The organism is Bradyrhizobium sp. MOS002, from assembly GCF_003020115.1.
Taxonomy (GTDB): domain Bacteria; phylum Pseudomonadota; class Alphaproteobacteria; order Rhizobiales; family Xanthobacteraceae; genus Bradyrhizobium.
Map to the genome: position 1 here is coordinate 26,926 of NZ_PYFX01000022.1, position 20,042 is coordinate 46,967.

Here is a 20,042-nt window from a genome sequence, read left to right on the forward strand (position 1 = left end):
GCGGCTGCACTCGCCGCGGGGTTTGGAACATCCGGCATCTGGTGTAAGGACGAGGCATGAAACGGATAATAACTCTCGGAGCGGTTCTGCTCTGGTCCACGATCGCATTTGCGCAGGATCGCACCATCACTGTGGCCTCGACGACCTCGACGGAACAGTCGGGGCTGTTCGGCTATTTGCTGCCCCTGTTTTCGAAGGCCGGGGGCGTCGACGTGAAGGTCGTTGCCGTCGGCACGGGCCAGGCGCTCGACATCGGACGGCGCGGCGATGCAGACGTCGTGTTCGTCCATGACAGGCCTGCCGAAGACAAATTCATGTCCGAAGGGGAGGGCGTGAAGCGCTTCGACGTGATGTACAACGACTTCGTCATTGTCGGGCCCAAGAGCGATCCCGCGAAGATCGCCGGCGGAAAGGACGTGGCCGAGGCGCTGCGCAAAATCGCGGCCGTGAAGGCGCCGTTCATCTCGCGCGGCGACAAGTCCGGCACGCACGCGGCCGAACTGCGGCTTTGGAAGGAGGCGGGCGTCGACCTCGGTGCCGGCAAGGACGGCTGGTATCGCGAGATCGGCCAGGGCATGGGCTCGGCCCTGAACATGGCGTCGTCGTCGAATGCCTATCTGCTGTCGGACCGCGGCACCTGGTTGTCGTTCAAGAACCGCGGCGAGCTCGCCGTCCTGACCGAAGGCGACAAGCGGCTGTTCAACCAGTACGGCGTCATGCTGGTCAATCCGGCCAAGCATGCAAATGTGAAGGCGCAGGACGGGCAGGCCTTTATCGACTGGCTGATCTCTTCGAAAGGGCAGGAGGCCATCGCCGGCTACAAGGTCGCGGGCGAGCAGCTATTTTTCCCCAACGCGTCCCACTAGCAGGAAGGCGACGGTCGATACTGCGACGCTGAGTGCGAGCAGGATCAGCCCGAGCCCGAGCGCCAGCGGCAGGTCGCCCTTGCTGGTCTCCAACGCGATCGCGGTCGTCATCGTGCGCGTGAAACCGCGAATGTTGCCACCGACGATGAGGATGGCGCCGACCTCCGCGATCGCGCGCCCGAACGCTGCGAGAAAGGCCGTCAGCAGCGAGGTCCGGCCCAGCGCGAACAGCAAGCCGATGCTGCGTAGCGTTGACAGCCCGTCGATCCGCGCCAGGTCGCCATACTCCGCCCACAGCAGGCTCGCCGGCCGGTGCACCAGTGCGACCACGATCGGTGTTGCGAGCAGCGTCTGCGCGACCACCATGGCCGCCGGCGTGAACAGCAGGCCGGCGGCCCCGAGCGGGCCGGAGCGCGACAGCAGAAGATAAAGCGCGAGCCCGACCACGACCGGCGGAAGACCAAGCAAGGCATTGGTGAGGACGATGATGACCTGCCGCCCGCGGAACCGGGTGATCGCAAGCAGCGCCCCGAACGGCGCCCCAATCAGGAGCGCGAGGATGCTGGCGGTCAGGCTGACGCGCACCGACAGTCCGACGATGGCCAGAAGCTCGGCGTCGGCCCCGCCGATCAACGTGAATGCGGCGCCGATGGATCGCGCGAAGTCGTTCATCCGCGCCTGAGCTTCGGCGCCCGCCACGATGTCTTGGGTGCGTCGATTTCGGGACTGCGGAGGTGTTTCACGTATATTTCCCTGAGGGTAGCGTTGTGCGAAGCAGCGGCGCGATCGCGCTCCGCAGGCACTTTGTGACTCTGCCTGCCGCAGGAGGGGCCTCCCGGCAGCAGGCCAATCACAGAATACTCGCGTGGAGCGGTTTGGTAACCCGAATTTGACCGGAAATCAAAGCCGCGCGCGGCATGGCAGGAGGCATGGCACGAGGTTCGCCTTCGGCCTCATCGTTTGACGTTGGCCGATGCCGAGACCGTCGGGGCTACTCCAATGCTCTGCTGCCAATAGCGTTCGATCTGGTCGATCAAGGCAGGCGGTAGCGGCACGTAGTTGAGCGTCTCGGCCTGCGGCTTTCCGTTCTCCAGCGACCAGCGGACGAAATCGATGGCGGCCGCCGACCGGTCTGGGGATTGCGGTGCCTTCGGCATCAGCACGAAGGTCGTGGCCGTGATCGGATAGGCGTCTTCGCCGGGCGCGTCGGTGAGGACGAGATGGAAATCCTTCTCCGCCTTCCAGTCCGCGCTCGAGGCCGCAGCCTGGAACGATGCGGCGTCGGGGACGACGAAATTGCCGGCGCTGTTCTGCACGACGCCGAAGGAAATCCTGTCGAGCCGCTGCAGCGCGTAGGTATATTCGAGATAGCCGATCGCGCCGGGAACGAGACTGACGAGCGAGGCGACGCCGTCATTGCCCTTGCCGCCGACGCCAAGCGGCCACTCGACCGAGGTGCCTTCTCCGACGCTGGTCTTCCACTGCAGGCTGACCTTGGAGAGGTAGTTCGACCAGTTGAACGTCGTGCCGGATCCATCGATGCGATGGACCACCGTGATCGGTGCGTTCGGCAGCCTGATGTCGGGGTTGACCGCGCGAATGGCCGGATCGTTCCAGGATTTGAGCTTGCCGAGATAGATATCGGCGAGCATCTGGCCGGTGAAGCGGATCTGGCCGGGCTTCACTCCATCGATATTGACGACAGGCACGACGCCCCCGATCACGATCGGGAATTGCATCATGCCGAGCTTGTCGAGCTCTTTGGGATCGAGCGGCATATCGCTGGCGCCGAAATCGACGACCTCTTTCTTGATCAGGCCGACGCCGATGCTCGAGCCGACTGCTTGATAGCTGACGGTGTTGCCGGTCTTCGTTTTATAGGCGTCGATCCATTTCGCCATCACGGGCGAAACGAAGGTTGAGCCGGCTCCTTTGGTCTCGGCTGCCAGGCTTGGCGTGGCGACGAGCAGAGCAGTGAGGAGGATGGGGAAGGCAATATGTTTTTTCATGTGCGCGACGCTAACAGCTCGGGCACGAAGCAGGTGTGGTCTAAATCACAAAACCATCGCGGGTGCTTGTGTGAGGCGCGTCACGAGCAACAGAAGACGAGGGTCGGCAGGCAGAGCTTTCATGGCAGGCGCGAACCGCGATTTGTGCCTTGGATCAGATTTGGATCAGATCAAGCCGCGCAGCACTTCGACAAGCCGGGCACACTCGGCCTCCGTCCCGACCGTGATGCGCAGGAAGTCCTCGATGCGCGGCTTTCCGAAATGCCGCACCAGAACGCCACGCTGGCGAAGCGCCGCCGCGAGATCTGCTCCGCTCCGGCTTCGATGGCGCGCGAAGACGAAGTTTGCGAGCGACGGCAACACCTCGAAGCCGAGTTGTCTGAGGTCGCGGGCCAAGGTTTCGCGGCTTGCGATGATGCGGGCACGGGTCTCTCTGAACCAGCCGTCGTCCTCGATCGCGGCGACGGCGCCGGCGATCGCGAGGCAATCGACGGGATAGGAGTTGAAGCTGTCCTTCACCCGTTCCAGCGCTTCGATCAGCGGGCGTTGGCCGATCGCAAAACCAACCCGCAGGCCAGCGAGCGAGCGCGACTTCGAGAAGGTCTGGACGACCAGCAGATTGTCGTGGCGTGCAACCAGCGGCACGGCGCTCTCGGCGCCGAAATCGACATAGGCCTCATCCACCACCACCAGCCGGTCCGGCTGTTCGGCGAGCAGCGATGCGATTGCGTCGCGCTGAAGGGTGGTGCCGGTCGGAGCGTTCGGATTGCAGAGCAGGATGGCGCTCGATGGTCGCCTGTAGTCGGAGATATCGATCTTCATCGCAGCATCGAGCGGCACCTCGTCGTGCGCTATTCCATAGAGGCCGCAATAGACGGGGTAGAAGCTGTAGGTGACGTCGGGGAAGAGAAGCGGCGCGTCGTGCTTCAGAAGAGCCTGGAAGGTGTGAGCCAGAACCTCGTCGGAGCCGTTGCCGACGAACACCTGTTCGGGCGCCACATTGAAATGGGCCGCGATCGCCTCGCGCAGGCGCATCGCGCGCGGATCGGGATAAAGACGCAGCCGCTCCGCAGCCGATGCGATCGCCGCCAGCACGCGCGGCGAGGGCGGGTAGGGATTCTCGTTGGTATTGAGCTTGACGATGCCGTCCTGCTTGGGCTGCTCGCCGGGGACGTAGGGCGAAAGCGTATGGACGACCGGACTCCAGAAGCGGCTCATGATCTCCAATCCGAATGTGATCGGGGCACAGTAGGGTATGCGGGACCTCGGCGGAAGTGCGCCTGCATTCGGCATTCCAGGCAATTCCGCACAAGGCTTAATGCCGGGGACGTTCCCGCAAGTGCGACCCCTGTGCTAGGGTCGTCGCACCACCGCCCACAATGAAAACAAGAACGAAGGCCGGCGCGCCCCAAAGGCGCTGAACGGCCGAAAAGAGAGGAACGCATGCCGGGTGCAGCCCTTCCCACCGCCCCCTCGATTCCGACCGCGCCCGTGACCTCAGCCGTTCTCGACTGCTTGCGGGCCATCGTCGGCGACAAAGGCCTGATCCTGGACGAGCAAGACAAGCTGCCCTTCGTGACCGACTGGCGCGGCACGCTGGCGGGGCAGGCCGCGGCGGTCGTGCGTCCGGCCAGCACCGCGGAAGTCTCCGCTGTCGTCAAGCTTTGCTACGACAACGGCATTGCCATCGTTCCGCAAGGTGGCAACACCGGCCTGATGGGCGGCGCCACGCCGTGGCCCATGCACCGCGGCATCGTGCTGTCGCTCGGTCGCATGAATCATGTGCTGAATGTCGATCCTGTCGGCTACGCCATGACCGTGGAGGCGGGCTGCATCCTGGAGACGCTTCAGGACACTGCCGCGCGCCACGACCGCCTGTTTCCGCTCAGCCTGGGTGCTCAGGGCTCGTGCATGATCGGAGGCAATCTGTCCACCAATGCCGGTGGCGTGCAGGTGCTGCGTTATGGCAATGCGCGAAATTTGGTGCTGGGTCTCGAGGTCGTGCTGGCTAACGGCGATGTCTGGGACGGCTTGCGCGCACTCAAGAAGGACAACACCGGCTATGACCTCAAGCACCTGTTCATGGGCGCCGAAGGGACGCTCGGCATCATCACCAAGGCGGTGCTGAAACTCTGGCCGGCGCCGAAAGACGTGTGCACGGCATGGCTCGCGATTCGCGATCCCAAGGCAGCCATCGACCTTCTGTCGGAGGCGCATGCCGCTTCCGATGACAATGTCGGCTCCTGTGAGCTCATCAGCCGTGCGTGCAGCGACATGGTGCTGCGCCACATTCCCGGCACCCAGGATCCTCTCAAGGCTGAGACCGAATGGTATCTCCTTCTCGAATGGTCATCGGCCCGGCCACGCCAGGACGGCGGCACGGGCATGTCGGACAGGATGGAGCAGTTCCTGGCCGACCAACTCGAGGCGGGCCGGGTTCTGGATGCGGTGATCGCGCAAACCGAAGCGCAGTCGCGCAACATGTGGCGGATTCGCGAGGCCGTGGCCGAGGCATCGCGCACCGAGGGGCCGGGCTTGAGCTACGACGTGTCGGTCGCGGTCTCCAGGATTCCCGAGTTTATCGACAGCGGTCTCGAAGCCGTGCTCGCAATCCTGCCGGCGATCCGCCCCTATCCGCTCGGCCACATCGGAGACGGCAATGTGCACTTCTCCTTCATGGGCCCGAAGGGCATGGACCTCGATACGTTGTCCCAGTATTCCGCGGCGATCACACGGGCCGTCAACGACCTCGTCACCTCCATGGGCGGCTCGATCTCGGCGGAGCACGGCATCGGCATCGAGAAGCTCGACGAGCTCCAGCACTATCGCTCCCGGACCGAACTCGACATCATGCGCACGATCAAGCGGGCGCTCGATCCCAAGAACATCATGAATCCGGGCAAGGTGCTCCGTCTCGGTTGAGCCGCTACCGCCTCGAGCCCGGTGCTCCCGAACGCTCGGCGCTCCCGGGGACGGGATGCCGCAGATGGGCAGGGCCAAACAGGCCCGGGGGGCACCAAATCATGCCGTTTCGCGACCCAAAGGCGGCTTTATTCCCGCCTTGGATGCTTAAGGAAGGGACAGGATCAGGTCGCACCCGCCCGGGGGCGGTGCTAGACCCTGATGCAGGAACAATGGGGCGAGGCCGGTATGGCACGTCCGCAAGGATGAAGGATTTGAGGCAATGATCCAAACCGTTGGCATCATCGGGGCAGGGACCATGGGGAACGGCATCGCGCAGATTTGTGCCGCGGCCGGGCTTTCGGTCGTGATGGTCGATATTTCCGATGCGGCGGTGAACCGCGGGATTTCGACGGTCGGCGGCAGCCTCGAGCGCCTGGTCAAGAAGGAGAAGATGTCGGCGGGCGATCGCGACGCCACGCTCAAGCGCATCACCGGCACCACCGACCGCGCCAAGCTCGTCGATTGCGATCTCGTCATCGAGGCAGCGACCGAGAACGAGGAACTCAAGGTCAAGATCCTGAAGGATCTCTGTGCGACGCTGTCGCCGCGCACGCTGCTCGCCACCAACACCTCGTCGATCTCGATCACCAAGCTCGCCGCAGCGACCGACCGCCCCGACCGCTTCATCGGCATGCACTTCTTCAATCCGGTTCCGGTCATGGCGCTGCTGGAGCTCATCCGCGGTTTGCAGACCTCCGACGACACCCACGCCAAGGCGCTCGATTTCGCCAAGCGCGTCGGCAAGGTGGCGATCACGGCCAAGAACAGTCCCGGCTTCGCCGTCAACCGCATCCTGTGCCCGATGATCAACGAGGCGATCTTCGCGCTGCAGGAGGGGATTGCGACGGCGGAAGAGATCGATGCCGGCATGAAGCTCGGCTGCAATCATCCGATCGGGCCGCTGGCGCTCGCCGATCTCGTCGGGCTCGACACCATGTTGTCGGTGATGGAGGTCTTTTACAAAGGCTTCAACGACCCCAAATACCGTGCGGCGCCCTTGCTCAAGGAAATGGTCGACGCCGGCCATCTCGGCCGCAAGACCGGGCAGGGCTTCTACACCTACAGCGCCTGACAATGGCGCGGGCGGCGGGCGTTGAGTGCTCGCCGCCAGGCCCCGCGATTTGCGCTGCGACAAAGACGCCGCGCGCAATCGGCCCGACAATGTCGAACGGGCGGCCTGCGGGAACAACGGAACGGATAACAAGGGACATGTCGGATCGACTGAAGGCCGAGCGCGAGGCTGCGACCGCACGGCGGAATTTGCTGACCCAGGACGCGATCGAGCGCACGGGGATCACCGAAGAGATGATCGGGGAACTCGTCACCCGCTTTTACGGGCGCGTGCGCGAGGATGAGCTGCTCGGGCCCGTGTTCGCGATCGTGCAGAATTGGGACGAGCATCTCGCCAAGCTCAGGGATTTCTGGTCGTCGGTTGTGCTGATGAGCGGCCGCTACCATGGCTCCCCGATGCGGGCGCATATGCCGCTGAGCCTGGCTGGCCATCATTTCGACCGCTGGCTCGATTTGTTCGAACAGACCGCGCGCGAGGTCTGCCCGGCGCCGGCGGCGGCGCTGTTCATCGACAGGGCGCGCCGCATCGCCGACAGCTTTGAGATGGCGTCGGCAACATTGGCCGGGCGCATCGCTGCGCCGCGTCACGTGCTCCGCTCCTAGAATACAGAATGCCTGCCTGAGAAATACGCAAGCCGCACTGATGTCGCTACGACCGCGCCGCGCGTCGGCGTATTGCACCAATACCGACAGCATTGACCTGATCTGCAAAATCATCATGCCGGTCGCGTAGCGTGACGTTGCAAAAAATGCGCGTGAATGCGCGTGTTCGCGTTCAATCAGTGCGAGCAAAGCCGTATTGATGCACTGCGGGAAAAATCTCTGCCTTTTTTTCGGCAGAGTTCCAGCGCCAGCTACGGCGCATGTCGAGTGCATCGTTCAACACATCCTCTTCATCCTCCGACAACACAGCGGAATCCGAAGCTGATGCCAGCACGGAGAAAACGCGGCGGGCGCTCCTGATTGGCGCGCTGGCCACCACGACGTGCCTTGCCTGTTCCACGCAGGTGCACGCGGGCGAGGATGCGCCCGGCTCCGACGAGCGGCCTCAGAAGGGCGATCTGCTCGTGTTCTCCGAAGGCGATCAGGAGGGAAAGCCCGTCACCGCGGCCGATCTGCCGGCCGGCGGACCGCCGGTGCATGCCTGGCCGAAAGACCCGAAGACATCGGTCGTGCGCAGCGCCTCGCGCCTCAACGAGATCCTGATCATCCGGCTCGACCCCGCCGAGTTCGACGAGCAGACCAAAGCACGCGCTGTCGACGGCATCATCGCCTATTCGGCAATCTGCTCGCATGCCGGTTGTCCCGTCACGGCCTGGGTGAAGAGCGATGTCGGCGACAAGGAAGTGCTCAAATGCATGTGCCACAACTCCGAATACGATCCTCGCGCGGGCGCGCAGGTCGTGTTCGGGCCGGCGCCGCGACGGCTCGCTACGCTGCCGCTGGCGCTGGCTGATGGCTCGCTCAGCGTCGCCGGAAACTTCATCGGAAAGGTAGGTGGCGCGCAGCCGGGATGATGGACGTGCGGGTTGTGCCCGCGTCACGAGAGGCCGCATCCGCCGATGGGCGGACGACGGGACGAACGACAAGAATTCAAAACAAGAATCCAAAATAAGAATTCAAACGGATGAAAAAGGGGAACGTCCATGACCAGGAAGCAGTGGTTACTGTCCGGCTTCGTCGCCTTCACGTGTCTTGCATCGACTCTTGCCTCGACCGCCGCCGTATCAGGCCCGGTCGAGAATTATTCTCCGGTCACCGCGCAGCGGTTGGAAAACCCGGAGCCCGCCAACTGGATGCTCTACCGGCGGACCTATGACGGGCAGGGCTACAGCCCGCTCGACCAGATCAACACCTCGAATGTGAAGAACCTCACCCCGGTCTGGACCTTCGCGACCGGCGTGGTCGAAGGTCACGAGGCGCCTCCGATCGTCAACAACGGCGTGATGTTCGTGGCGACGCCGATGGGCCAGGTGATCGCGCTGAACGCCAAGACCGGCGACGAATATTGGCGCTACAAGCGGCAGCTTCCCGACGATCTGTTCCAGTTGCATCCGACCAGCCGCGGCGTCGGCCTCTGGGAGGACAAGCTCTATCTCGCCACCACCGACGACCATGTCGTCGCGCTTGACGCCAAGACCGGCAAGGTGGTGTGGGACACCAAGGTGCAGGACTACAAGAAGGGCCAGTACATGACCCTGATGCCGCTGATCGTCGACGGCAAGGTCATCGTCGGCGGCTCCGGCGGCGAGTTCGGCGTGCGCGGCTATGTCGCCGCCTATGATGCCAAGGACGGCAAGGAGCTGTGGCGGACCTATACCATTCCCGGCGAAGGCGAGCCCGGCCACGACACCTGGCAGGGCGAGGACTGGAAGAACGGTGGCGGCTCGGCCTGGATGACCGGCAATTACGACAAGGACACCAAGACGATCTATTGGGGCGTCGGTAACGCCGCGCCGTGGCCCGGCGAGATGCATCCCGGCGACAATCTCTATACCTCGTCGGTGCTCGCGCTCGATCCGAACAACGGCAAGATCAAGACCTATCACCAGTATCACCAGAATGATTCCTGGGACTGGGACGAGGTCGAAGCGCCGATGTTGATCGACCTGCAACGCGACGGCCGCAACATCAAGAGCCTGGTCCATCCGGGACGCGATGCGATCTTCTGGATACTCGAGCGCACGCCGACCAAGATCAACTACGTCGCCGGCTGGCCGTTCGTCTCCACCGACGTCTGGAAGGGCATCGATGCCGAGAGCGGCAGGCCGATCGTCGATCCCGCGCACAAGCCGATGGTCGGCAAGCGCGTGGAGTTCTGTCCGTCACTGTGGGGCGGCAAGGATTGGCCGTCGGCGGCCTACAGCCAGAAGACCGGCCTCGTCTACGTGCCCGCCAACGAGAATTTCTGCGGCGGGTTCACCGGCGAGAAGGTTCCGCTCAAGCCCGGCGAGCTCTGGCTCGGCACCAAGCCGGAGGACATCGGTCTGAAGACGAAGCCGGGTGCCGATCATTTCGGCGAGCTCCAGGCCTGGGATCCCGTCACGGGCAAGAAGATGTGGCAACACAACTTCCCCAAGTCGCAGCTGTTCGGATCGGTGACGGCGACCGCAGGCGATCTCGTCTTCGTAGGCGGCACCAACGATCGCAACTTCCGCGCCTTCAACGCGAAGTCCGGCGAGCTATTGTGGGAGCAGAAGACCAACTCCGGCATCATGGGTATGCCGGTCTCCTATGAGATCGACGGCACGCAATACATCGCGATCCAGTCGGGATGGGGCGTGGATGCGCAGCGCATCCAGGATGCACTCGTGACCAACAATATCGGCATCGAAGCCAACGTGCCGCAGGGCGGCGTCGTCTGGGTGTTCGCGCTGAAGAAGTAAGCTCCGCTGGCGGATCGAAAGAAGCGGAGTGTCAGGGGGCAAATGCGGCGGACGGCAGCGTCCGCCGCATTTTGCGTCGGCGTCTTCCCTTCTCCCCTTGCGGGAGAAGGTGGCGCGAAGCGCCGGATGAGGGGTTCTATCCGCGCATCACAATGTGCGAGACTCGCGCAGGCATACCCCCCACCCAAGCGGGATCGTGGCAACCGGCGTCGCTGCCCTCGCCCGCAAGGGGAGAGGGCACATCGATGCGCTTCGGCAAAGAAGTAGATCCGATCATCACGGCGTCAAAACGCCGATGCGCAGATCGCTACTTCCCCTGGCGCTCGACCTTGTCCTTCTCCTTCTGGTTCATCTCCTGAACCTTGGGGTCGGGATTGTGCTGCCCGGTGGTCTGGGTGGTCGAGGGCGGCGGTGCATTGGCGTTGGGCAGGGAGTTCTGGTCCGGCGCGCTCGGGCGCGTCGCGGTGGTCGGCGGCGTGGTGTTGCCCTGGGCGAATGCGCCGGTGGTCGTCATGAAAAAGGCGCTCGACAGCAACGAGACTGCGAGCGCCCTTGAGATGTTGGTCATCGATCTGCTCCTGTCAGATCGATGCAAACGGCGCGAGGCCGTCTTGTGTTCCCGTCCTTACGCCTCCAATTGCTTGCCGAGCGGAAGATTGCGGATGCGTTTTCCGGTCGCGGCGAAGATGGCGTTCATCAGTGCCGGTGCGAACGGCGGGACACCGGGCTCGCCCACACCGCTCGGCGGCGTGTCGGGTCCGGGCGGCACAATGTAGACGTTGGTCACCCCAGGGGATTCGTCCATCCTGAGGACCTGGAAGTCGTCGAAGTTCTTCTGCTGCACCTTGCCGTCCTTGAAGGTGATCTCGCCGTATTTGGCGAGACTCAGCCCCATGATCGCCGCGCCCTCGATTTGCGAGGCGATGCGCTCGGGGTTGACATAGGTGCCGCAGTCGATGGCGGTATCCACCCGCGGCACCGTCAGCTTGCCCTTGTCGTCGACGGCCACCTCGACGATGGTCGCGATATAGCTGACGAAGCTGCGGTGCACGGCGATGCCGAGGCCGTGGCCCTTCGGCACCTGACGGCCCCATTCGCCCTTCTCGGCGACCAGCTCGACCACCTTGCGCAGGCGCGCGGTGTCGATCGGATAGCTGTCCAAGGGCTCGCCGTAGTTCCACATGTCCTTCACGGCGGGCTTGACGATGCGCGGACTGCCGATCAGCGCGAGCAGCGTCTCCTTCTGGTCGCGGCCGGTCGCATGGGCGATCTCGCCCACCATCGACTGCACCGCGAAGGCGCGCGGGATGTTCGAGACCGAGCGGAACCAGCCGATGCGGGTGAACGCCGCGGCCTCCGGGTTCTCGCAGGAGATGTTGGCGATCTCGAACGGCATGTCGACGAGGCCCATGCCGAGTTCGAAGGGCGCCTCGTTCTTGGCACCCGCGGCGAATGTCGAGGCGATGGTCGGGGCGACGCTGCGATGGCGCCAGGCGATCACCTTGCCGCTCTTGTCGAGCCCTGCCTCGATCCGTTCCACGGAGACCGTGTGCAGGAAATCGTGGCGGACGTCGTCCTCGCGCGTCCACTGCACCTTGACGGGCACGCCGAGTTCCTTCGACAGCAACGCGGCCTCGAGCGCGAAGTCGCATTTCGACTTGCGGCCGAAACCGCCGCCGAGCAGCGTGACGTTGACCGTGACATTGCCCTCGGGAATGCCGAGCGTCTTCGCGACGTCCTCGCGCGTGCCGCCGGGGCTCTGCACCGGCGCCCAGATCTCCGCTTTGTCACCCTTGACGTCGGCGACCGCCACCGGCGGCTCCATACTGACATGGGCAAGGTGCGGCAGATAGTATTCGCCGACGACGATCTTGTCGGCGCCCTTCAGAGCAGCCTCGGCGTCGCCTTCCTGGCGCACGACGAGGCCCGGCTTGCGCGAGGCCTCCTCGAGCTCCTTGCGATAGGCGACGGAGTCGTATTTGCCGTTGGCGCCGTCGTCCCAGGTCAGCTTCAGCGCGTCGCGGCCCTTGATCGCCGCGCCGGTGTTGCGCGCGATCACGGCAACGCCGCCGAGCGGCTGGAATTTCGACGGCCACGGCCAGCCGCGCACCTGCATCACCTTCTCGACGCCGGGGACCTTCAACGCCGCGTCCGGATCGAATGAGACCAGCTTGCCGCCGGTCACCGGCGGGCGCGCGATCACGGCATACTTCATGCCAGGCAGGCGGACGTCGGCGCCGTAACGCGCCTTGCCAGTCGTAATGTCGTGGAGATCGACGATGCCGATCTGGCCCTTGCCGAGATAGCGGAAGTCCTTGGGGTCCTTCAGCTTGAGACCCTCGATGCTCGGCACCGATTCCTTGGCGGCATCGGCCGCGAGCTCGCCGAAGCCAAGCTTGCGGCTCGTCGCGCTGTGGACGACCTCGTGATTGACGGCCCTGACCTCGGTCGCCGGCACCCCCCAGCGTTTCGCGGCGGCTTGCTCCAGCATCGTGCGGGCGGAGGCCCCGATCTGGCGCATCGGGATCAAATAATGCCGCGTGCTGCGCGAGCCGTCGGTGTCCTGGTTGCCGAATTTGACCTCGTCGCCGTGGGCCTGTTGCACCTTGACCCTCGACCAGTCGGCTTCCATCTCCTCGGCCACGATCAGCGGCAGGCTGGTGCGCACGCCAGTGCCCATCTCGGCGCGGTGGGCGAGGATGGTGACGGTGCCGTCGGGCGCGACCGCGACGAACACGCGCGGATCGACCACGACGCCGTGCGGCATCTTGCCGGCGCCGGTCTCATAGGCGAACGCTTGGCGCGACATCACGGGGGCGGCGAGCACGAAGCCGCCGGTGATGCCGAGTCCCTTCAGGATGCTGCGGCGCGAAACCTTCTCGACCCTGATGTTCTTCTCGAAGCCACGAAGCTTCCTGGGATTGTCGATGAAATTCATGTCACACTCCCGTCGATGCGAGATGGACCGCATTCTCGATGCGCTGGTAGCAGCCGCAGCGGCAGATGTTGCCGGACATCGCTTCGCGGATCTGGTCGTGCGACGGCTTTGGGTTGTCCATCAGTAGCGCAGCCGCCTGCATGATCTGGCCTGCCTGGCAGAAGCCGCATTGGGGAACGTTGACCTGACGCCAGGCCTTCTGCACCGGGTGATCGCCGTTCGGATGCAGTCCCTCGATCGTCGTGATCTCGCGGCCGGCGACGTCGTTGATCGACGTGATGCAGGCGCGCACAGCTTCCTTGTCGACGATGACGGTGCAGGCGCCGCACAGGGCCTGGCCACAGCCGAACTTGGTGCCGGTTAGCCCGGCCTCGTCGCGCAGGAACCAGAGTAGCGGGAGATCCGGGTCGCCGTCCCAGCTCTGTTCCTGGCCATTGATCTTCACCTTGATCATGATCGTTCCTCGCTCTTCATAAGCTTGCCGATTTCAGATTTTCCAGATGCCGGTCGGTGCCATGCCCGCTGCGCGGCGTCGCATTCCAACGGTCATCCCGCGCGGGCAGATCCCGACAGGACTCAGGAATGCCAATGTCATGTCCTGATGCGTTCGATACCTCCCGTCGTGTTCTTGATTATTGAGTTCGCGCGGCATCGTCACGTCGCGATCGTAGCAAGGATCGCTTCGGTTCAGCGTTCACAGCCAAGTGTTCTACAGCCAAGTGTTCTTGAGTCAGCTGTTCTCGATGGGAAAAGATTGCAACGAAGGTTTGTCAAAAGCAGGGCGCCGCATCACGCCGCGCGCCTCTCGAGATGGGCACACTGAAAAAAGCTTCGTCCGTCAGAAGACCTGTGCGGACGAAGCAGGATGCCTCAGTCGAGGGAGGGAGAAACGCAGGCGCCGCGGACTTCAAGCAGGAAGCCGGCGGCCCTGCGCAGTCGTTCAGAGACCAGGACTGAGGGAGCTGACGGCCCTCGCACAAGCGCAGTCGAGAAGCGGCGGCATCGCCGCGATTGTCCCGGCGCCGGACCCGTCCGGCTCGCTGACTGTAGTGGAACCAGCGAGCTGACGGGGCGCGGCAAACGTCTGGCGGCCTTGCTCAGGCAGCTTTGGCCTTCGCCACGTGGGTCGCGATCGCGTCCATCAGCGCCGGCGACAGGCAGTCATAGGGCTCAAGTCCAAGCTCCTTGAAGCGAGCCCGAATTCCGCCCATCTGCTCCGGCTTCACGCCCGATTCGATCACCGACGAGACAAAGGCGGCGAATTGCGGCGCCTGCGAACCCTGCTCCTGGAACAGTTCGGGGTGGATGAAGTCGAGGCCGTAGAACGGGTGACCCTTGTTCTCGATGCGGCCGTACATGTGCGTGCCGCAGGCCTTGCAGGCGTAGCGCTGGATCACTGCCGACGGGTCAACGATCTGGAGCTTGTCGCCGTTCTCGAGCACGGTGACGTTCTGACGGGGTACCACGGCGACGACGGAGAAATTCGCGCCCTGCGGCTTCCAGCACTTGGTGCAGCCACAGGCATGGTTATGCGCGACGTCGCCCTTGACGGCGACCTTGACCTGATGGTCCTTGCATTTGCATGCGAGCGTGCCGCCGGCGAAGCTGCCGCTGCCCTGTTTGATGCCGTTATCGATCGAGGGATGGAGTGCAACAGTCATGGGTCGATCCTCCTTGGGGTGACGCTTTTCGAGCTAGAACACGACGACTGAACGGATCGATTTGCCCTCATGCATCAGTTCGAAGCCTTTGTTGATGTCTTCGAGCTTGAGCGTGTGGGTAATCATCGGGTCGATCTGGATCTTTCCGTTCATGTACCAGTCGACAATCTTCGGCACGTCGGTGCGGCCCCGCGCGCCGCCGAAAGCGGTGCCGCGCCAGTTTCGCCCGGTGACGAGCTGGAACGGGCGGGTCGCGATCTCCTTGCCGGATTCGGCAACGCCAATGATGATCGAGGTGCCCCAGCCACGATGGCAGGCTTCCAGCGCCTGGCGCATCACTGTGGTGTTGCCGGTGCAATCGAAGGTGTAGTCGGCGCCTCCGTCCGTCAGGGTCACGAGGTGCGGGACGATGTCGCCGGTGATCTTCTTGGGATTGACGAAATCGGTCATGCCGAACCGACGTCCCCATTCCTCCTTGGAGTCGTTGATGTCGACGCCGATGATCTTGTCCGCGCCAGCCATCTTGGCGCCCTGGATCACGTTCAGGCCGATGCCGCCGAGGCCGAACACGACCACGTTGGAGCCCGGCTCGACCTTGGCGGTGTTGACGACGGCACCGACGCCAGTGGTGACGCCGCAGCCGATGTAGCAGCTCTTGTCGAACGGCGCGTCCTCGCGGATCTTGGCGACCGCGATCTCCGGCAGCACGGTGAAGTTCGAGAAGGTCGAGCAGCCCATGTAGTGGTAGATCGGCTTGCCCTTGTAGGAGAAGCGGCTGGTGCCATCGGGCATCACGCCCTTGCCTTGCGTCGCGCGAATCGCGGTGCAGAGATTGGTCTTCTGGCTGAGGCAGCTTTTGCATTGCCGGCATTCCGGCGTGTAAAGCGGGATGACGTGGTCGCCCGGCTTCACCGAGGTCACGCCAGGGCCGATCTCGCGGATAATGCCCGCGCCCTCATGGCCCAGGATCGACGGGAAAATTCCTTCGCTGTCGAAGCCGTCGAGCGTGTAGGCGTCGGTGTGGCAGATGCCCGTCGCCTTGATCTCGACCAGGACCTCGCCGACTTTTGGTCCTTCCAGGTCGACTTCGACGATCTCGAGCGGCTTCTTGGCTTCGAAAGCGACGGCGGCACGTGTCTTCATCTTAAACTCCTCAAATTCCAGCAGGGCGCCAAGAACCAGGTCCTGGTCGGGCTCCGCACGATCACTTCTTGCCCATGCACGAATCTTCGTTCTTGGTATAGGCGTCGTTCTTGTCCTCGTGCTTGCCGGGTCTTGTGCGGCCCCAGGCCTCGTTGGAGCGGGCGCGCAGATAGACGTAGAGATCGTCCATGTAGCAGGCGACGTTCGGGTTATCGCCGAAGGCCGGCATCACGTTCTCTGCGGCAGTCGAGATGTTCTTGCGGCCGGAGGCGACGACGCCGAGAAAATCGGCATAGCTCATCGTCTTCAGCGAATCCTTCAGCGCCGGGGCGTAGGTCGAGCCCATGCCATCCGGGCCGTGACACACATGGCAGTCCGAGTGATAGCGGCGGTATCCGGAATAGGTGTACCAGTCGACGGATCCGTCAGTGACCTTGTAGGTTGGGTTGCCTTCCTTGTCGGACCATTCGCCGGTTTCGTTCTGCTTGACGGCAGTCGGATCGCCTGAGCCGTCCGCGACGGCAATTCCCCCGGATACGACCAAGAACATCGCAGCAATGGCAGAGCAGATTTTACGCAAGAGATTTTCCTCGGAAGGCATTCGGTGAGACGAGCCGGCGCGTGGAGTTGATCCACGCGCCGGAGCGATGCTGAGAGGCCTAGTTGGGCAGCGAGAACACGGTCAGCGTACCGCCGAGTGCGGTGTAGTTGCTGAGCGCCGCGTAGCCACCGACTGCGCCGAGACCGGCGGTCGGATCGGTCAGGCCTGCCGCCAGACCGATGCCGGCCCAGCCGCCCACGCCGGAGAGCACTGCGACATACTGCTTGCCGCCGTTCTCATAGGTGGTGACGTTGCCGATGATGCCGGAGGGAGTCTTGAACTTGTAGAGCTCCTTGCCGGTCTTGGCGTCGACTGCCTTCAGGTAGCCTTCGAGTGTTCCGTAGAACACCACGTTGCCCGCGGTTGCGAGCGCGCCGGACCAGACCGAGAACTGCTCCTTGTTCGACCAGACGATCTTGCCGGTCTTGCCGTCCCAGGCGATGAAGTTACCCATGTGGGTTTCACCCTGCGGCGGATACATCGAGAGCGTCGCACCCACATAGGGTTGGCCCGCGGTGTAGCTCACCTTGAACGGCTCGTAGTCCATGCAGACGTGGTTGGTCGGAACGTAGAACAGCTGCGTGTCCGGCGAGTAGGCTGCCGGCTGCTCGTCCTTGGTGCCGAGCGCGGCCGGGCAGATGCCCTTCACGTTGTGGTCCTCGCCCGCCTTGTCGGTCGAAGCTGCGTCGAGCACCTTCGGACGACCGTAGGTCGGCGAGTTCTTGTCCATGTCGACGCCGGAGGTCCAGTTCACCTTCGGATCGTACTTTTCGGCGACCAGGAGCTCACCGGTGGCACGATCGAGCGTGTAGCCGAGGCCGTTACGATCGAAATGCGTCAGCAGCTTGCGCGGCTGTCCGTTGATGGCCTGGTCCGAGAGGATCATCTCGTTGACGCCGTCATAGTCCCACTCGTCGTGGGGCGTCATCTGATAAACCCACTTGGCCTGGCCGGTGTCAGGGTTGCGAGCCCAGATCGTCATCGACCATTTGTTGTCGCCGGGACGCTGCTTCGGATTCCAGGTCGAGGGATTGCCCGATCCGTAGTAGACGAGGTTCAGTTCGGGATCGTAGGAGATCCAGCCCCAGGTGGCGCCGCCGCCGATCTTCCACTGATCGCCTTGCCAGGTCTTCAGGCTCGAGTCCTTGCCGATCGGCTTGCCGAGCGCGGTGGTCTTCTCTGCGTCGACCAGGATCTGATCATCCGGTCCTTCAGAGTAGCCGCGCCAAGCCAGCTTGCCGGTCTTGATGTCGTAGGCGCTCATATGCGCCTGAACACCGAACTCACCGCCGGAGATGCCGATCAGCACCTTGTCCTTGACGACGAGCGGCGCCGAGGTGCCGGTCTCGCCCTTGCCGGGATCGCCATTCTTGGCGGTCCATGCAACCTGACCGGTCTTGGCATCGAGCGCGACCAGGGTGGTGTCGGCCTGATGCAGGAAGATCTTGCCGTCGCCGTAAGATACGCCGCGGTTAACCGTGTCGCAGCACATTACGGGGATGACGTTCGGATCCTGCTTCGGCTCGTACTTCCAGACGATCTTGTTCTCATTGGAAAGGTCAATAGCGTAGACCTTGTTCGGGAACGGCGTGTGGACGTACATCATGTTGCCGACGATCAGCGGGCCACCTTCATGGCCGCGCAGCACGCCGGTCGAGAAGGTCCAGGCGACCTGGAGCTTGCCGACGTTTTGAGCGTTGATCTGGTTCAGCTTGGAAAAGCGGGTATTGGCATAGTCGCCCGCCGGCATCACCCAGTCTTTCGGGTTCTGCGCCATCTTGTTCAGCTCGTCATTGGCTGACGCGCTGCCTACGGCGAGAGCCGCCGCGGACCCAAGAAAGGTCGCGAGTAGTACCTTGCGCATAGTCATTCCTCCGTTGTCTCGTTTATTTTTCCGAAGCATTTGCTCAATCACCGGGCTTCTCGTCCGGTGTCTGCTCGTGCAGGGCGGTCACGTTTGGGACCAGAAACGATGCTGTGGTGCTTTTTCCTCCTGATGAGAGCTACGGGTCCACATGCAGGAGCGGCCCGTTTTTGTTGTTCCTGATGCATCCGTAGCGACTTCGCCGTCGGGAAACTTGCCCAAGAGAGAAGCTGGTTTGCTTGACAGCGCACGGGTACGAAGTTTTTGATTTTGCAGTAGCGAATTCAGCCGCTTTCGCAAGGCTTTGGGAGCGCCTTCGACGCTCAGGTTCCCCTTGACGGCGCTGCAACTAAGGCGGAGGATTAACTTTCAAGGGTGGCAATGGAACGATGGCGCTCGTTCTAGAAGATCGCTCAAAATCGAGGTAAACGTCACGCAATCACGGTTCAGGGCTCCGGCAGCGCGGCTCGCGATTCGCGTCAAAATTTCCGGATCAAACCAGTGGCTGGATTAATGTCCGACACAATTCACACGCTCTCGACGACGGGAATGACGCCGAAACGTCAGATCCAGAGCTGGATCGACGGGCTGACGAGCCTGTGCGGGCATTTCGACGTCGATCCGCTGGAAGCGTCTTCGCTCGAAGGCCGCATCGACTACACCAGCGTCTCGCGCCTGAAGCTCTGCCAGATCGAGGTCAGCCAGCATCGCATCGCACACACGCTGGCGCGCGCCAAGGCCAACGAACACCCGTATATCAAGATCCACTTCCAGACTTACGGTGTGTCCTATTTCGAGCAGGAAGGCCGCCACATCGAGCTGAACCCGGGCGACATCATCGCCTATGACGTCTCCTGTCCGCATTCGATCATCAGCCCCGCTTTCACGCGCCATGACGTGGTGATCGTACCCAAGGCGCTGCTGCGCGACCGCGGATTCCCGTCGCAGCGAATGCCCGCCTGCAAATTGACCTCACGCACGGGGACGGGGCGGATCGCCCATGATTTCGTCCATGCAACCTTCGACGAGGCGGCCAAGCTGTCGGCGAACAGCGCGGTCGGCGTCGCCGATTCGCTGATCGACCTCTTGCTGCTCCCGCTGCGCGAGGCGGACACGATGCTCGATCGCGTCGGGCCCGAGGCGACCTATGTGCGCGCGCAGTTCTTCATCCGCGAGCATTTGCGCGATCCGGATCTGTGCATCGACCAGATATCCAACGAACTCGGCTGCTCCAAGCGCTATCTGCACATGCTGTTCTCGGAGCGCGGCACCACGGTGAGCGATTACATCTGGCAGGCGCGTCTTCAGAATTGCCGCCAGGAGCTCGAGGCCCACGCCGGCAAGACCATCACCGACGTCGCGTTCTCCTGGGGCTTCTCCAGCTCATCGCATTTCAGCCGGGTGTTCCGGAAATATTTCGGTGTGGTGCCGTCCTCGATCCACAAGGCGCAGCAGGGCGCCGTTGCGGCGGACGAGCATTAGGCGAACGCCAGGTTCGGCGTCGACAACGACGGTTGACCGTCACGCGCCCGCGCTGTC

Annotated in this window: 17 protein-coding genes; 7 read left to right on the forward strand and 10 right to left on the reverse strand. The window is 63.3% G+C overall.

All coding sequences use genetic code 11. The features are described from left to right. The first annotated feature begins 56 nt into the window (after positions 1–56). Positions 57–866 (forward strand): substrate-binding domain-containing protein, encoded by an 810-nt coding sequence (locus C7G41_RS32720; protein WP_106946398.1) that lies wholly within the window; start codon positions 57–59, stop codon positions 864–866. Here C7G41_RS32720 and C7G41_RS32725 read toward each other — a convergent pair. The 3 genes from C7G41_RS32725 to hisC form a co-directional block, all read right to left on the reverse strand. Next, positions 840–1,538: an ABC transporter permease gene (locus tag C7G41_RS32725; RefSeq protein WP_106946399.1), complete on the reverse strand. Its 699-nt coding sequence runs from the start codon at positions 1,536–1,538 to the stop codon at positions 840–842. The genes C7G41_RS32720 and C7G41_RS32725 overlap by 27 nt on opposite strands. A gap of 281 nt (positions 1,539–1,819) precedes the next feature. After that, on the reverse strand, positions 1,820–2,875 hold the full coding sequence (gene pstS, locus C7G41_RS32730) for a phosphate ABC transporter substrate-binding protein PstS (RefSeq protein ID WP_106946400.1): 1,056 nt from the start codon (positions 2,873–2,875) through the stop codon (positions 1,820–1,822). Positions 2,876–3,040: 165 nt separating this feature from the next. Beyond that, the gene (gene hisC / locus C7G41_RS32735; RefSeq protein ID WP_106946453.1) at positions 3,041–4,093 is read right to left on the reverse strand and encodes a histidinol-phosphate transaminase; all 1,053 of its coding nucleotides are present in this window, start codon (positions 4,091–4,093) and stop codon (positions 3,041–3,043) included. 225 nt (positions 4,094–4,318) lie between these two features. On the opposite strand from hisC, the gene C7G41_RS32740 reads away from it, so the two are divergent. The 5 genes from C7G41_RS32740 (at position 4,319) to C7G41_RS32760 (ending at position 10,296) form a co-directional block, all read left to right on the forward strand. Beyond that, a complete protein-coding gene (locus tag C7G41_RS32740; RefSeq protein WP_106946401.1) occupies positions 4,319–5,797 on the forward strand; it encodes an FAD-binding oxidoreductase in 1,479 nt (492 codons plus the stop codon). A 262-nt stretch (positions 5,798–6,059) separates the two neighbouring features. Then, positions 6,060–6,911 (forward strand): 3-hydroxybutyryl-CoA dehydrogenase, encoded by an 852-nt coding sequence (locus C7G41_RS32745; RefSeq protein ID WP_106946402.1) that lies wholly within the window; start codon positions 6,060–6,062, stop codon positions 6,909–6,911. Positions 6,912–7,048: 137 nt separating this feature from the next. After that, the gene (locus tag C7G41_RS32750) at positions 7,049–7,513 is read left to right on the forward strand and encodes a group III truncated hemoglobin (protein WP_106946403.1); all 465 of its coding nucleotides are present in this window, start codon (positions 7,049–7,051) and stop codon (positions 7,511–7,513) included. A gap of 260 nt (positions 7,514–7,773) precedes the next feature. Beyond that, complete coding sequence (locus tag C7G41_RS32755) at positions 7,774–8,427, forward strand: ubiquinol-cytochrome c reductase iron-sulfur subunit (RefSeq protein ID WP_106946404.1); 654 nt, start codon at positions 7,774–7,776, stop codon at positions 8,425–8,427. A gap of 129 nt (positions 8,428–8,556) precedes the next feature. Then, positions 8,557–10,296, forward strand: a complete 1,740-nt coding sequence (locus C7G41_RS32760) for a methanol/ethanol family PQQ-dependent dehydrogenase (protein ID WP_106946405.1) — start codon at positions 8,557–8,559, stop codon at positions 10,294–10,296. 307 nt (positions 10,297–10,603) lie between these two features. Here C7G41_RS32760 and C7G41_RS32765 read toward each other — a convergent pair whose 3' ends face one another. The 7 genes from C7G41_RS32765 to xoxF5 all read right to left on the reverse strand — a co-directional run bounded on the left by C7G41_RS32765 (position 10,604) and on the right by xoxF5 (position 18,503). Next, the gene (locus C7G41_RS32765) at positions 10,604–10,864 is read right to left on the reverse strand and encodes a hypothetical protein (RefSeq protein ID WP_106946406.1); all 261 of its coding nucleotides are present in this window, start codon (positions 10,862–10,864) and stop codon (positions 10,604–10,606) included. A gap of 57 nt (positions 10,865–10,921) precedes the next feature. After that, positions 10,922–13,234, reverse strand: a complete 2,313-nt coding sequence (locus tag C7G41_RS32770; RefSeq protein ID WP_106946407.1) for a molybdopterin cofactor-binding domain-containing protein — start codon at positions 13,232–13,234, stop codon at positions 10,922–10,924. A 1-nt stretch (position 13,235) separates the two neighbouring features. Continuing rightward, positions 13,236–13,688: a (2Fe-2S)-binding protein gene (locus tag C7G41_RS32775; protein ID WP_007601363.1), complete on the reverse strand. Its 453-nt coding sequence runs from the start codon at positions 13,686–13,688 to the stop codon at positions 13,236–13,238. Between the two features lie 643 nt (positions 13,689–14,331). Continuing rightward, positions 14,332–14,895, reverse strand: a complete 564-nt coding sequence (gene gfa / locus C7G41_RS32780; protein ID WP_106946408.1) for an S-(hydroxymethyl)glutathione synthase — start codon at positions 14,893–14,895, stop codon at positions 14,332–14,334. Positions 14,896–14,928: 33 nt separating this feature from the next. Next, a complete protein-coding gene (locus C7G41_RS32785) occupies positions 14,929–16,038 on the reverse strand; it encodes an S-(hydroxymethyl)glutathione dehydrogenase/class III alcohol dehydrogenase (protein WP_106946409.1) in 1,110 nt (369 codons plus the stop codon). Positions 16,039–16,099: 61 nt separating this feature from the next. Then, positions 16,100–16,588, reverse strand: coding sequence for a c-type cytochrome, methanol metabolism-related (locus C7G41_RS32790; protein WP_106946410.1), 489 nt, complete (start codon positions 16,586–16,588; stop codon positions 16,100–16,102). Positions 16,589–16,697: 109 nt separating this feature from the next. Continuing rightward, the gene (gene xoxF5 / locus C7G41_RS32795) at positions 16,698–18,503 is read right to left on the reverse strand and encodes a lanthanide-dependent methanol dehydrogenase XoxF5 (RefSeq protein ID WP_106946411.1); all 1,806 of its coding nucleotides are present in this window, start codon (positions 18,501–18,503) and stop codon (positions 16,698–16,700) included. Positions 18,504–19,016: 513 nt separating this feature from the next. On the opposite strand from xoxF5, the gene C7G41_RS32800 reads away from it, so the two are divergent. Next, complete coding sequence (locus tag C7G41_RS32800; protein ID WP_106946412.1) at positions 19,017–19,985, forward strand: helix-turn-helix domain-containing protein; 969 nt, start codon at positions 19,017–19,019, stop codon at positions 19,983–19,985. Positions 19,986–20,042 lie beyond the last annotated feature (57 nt).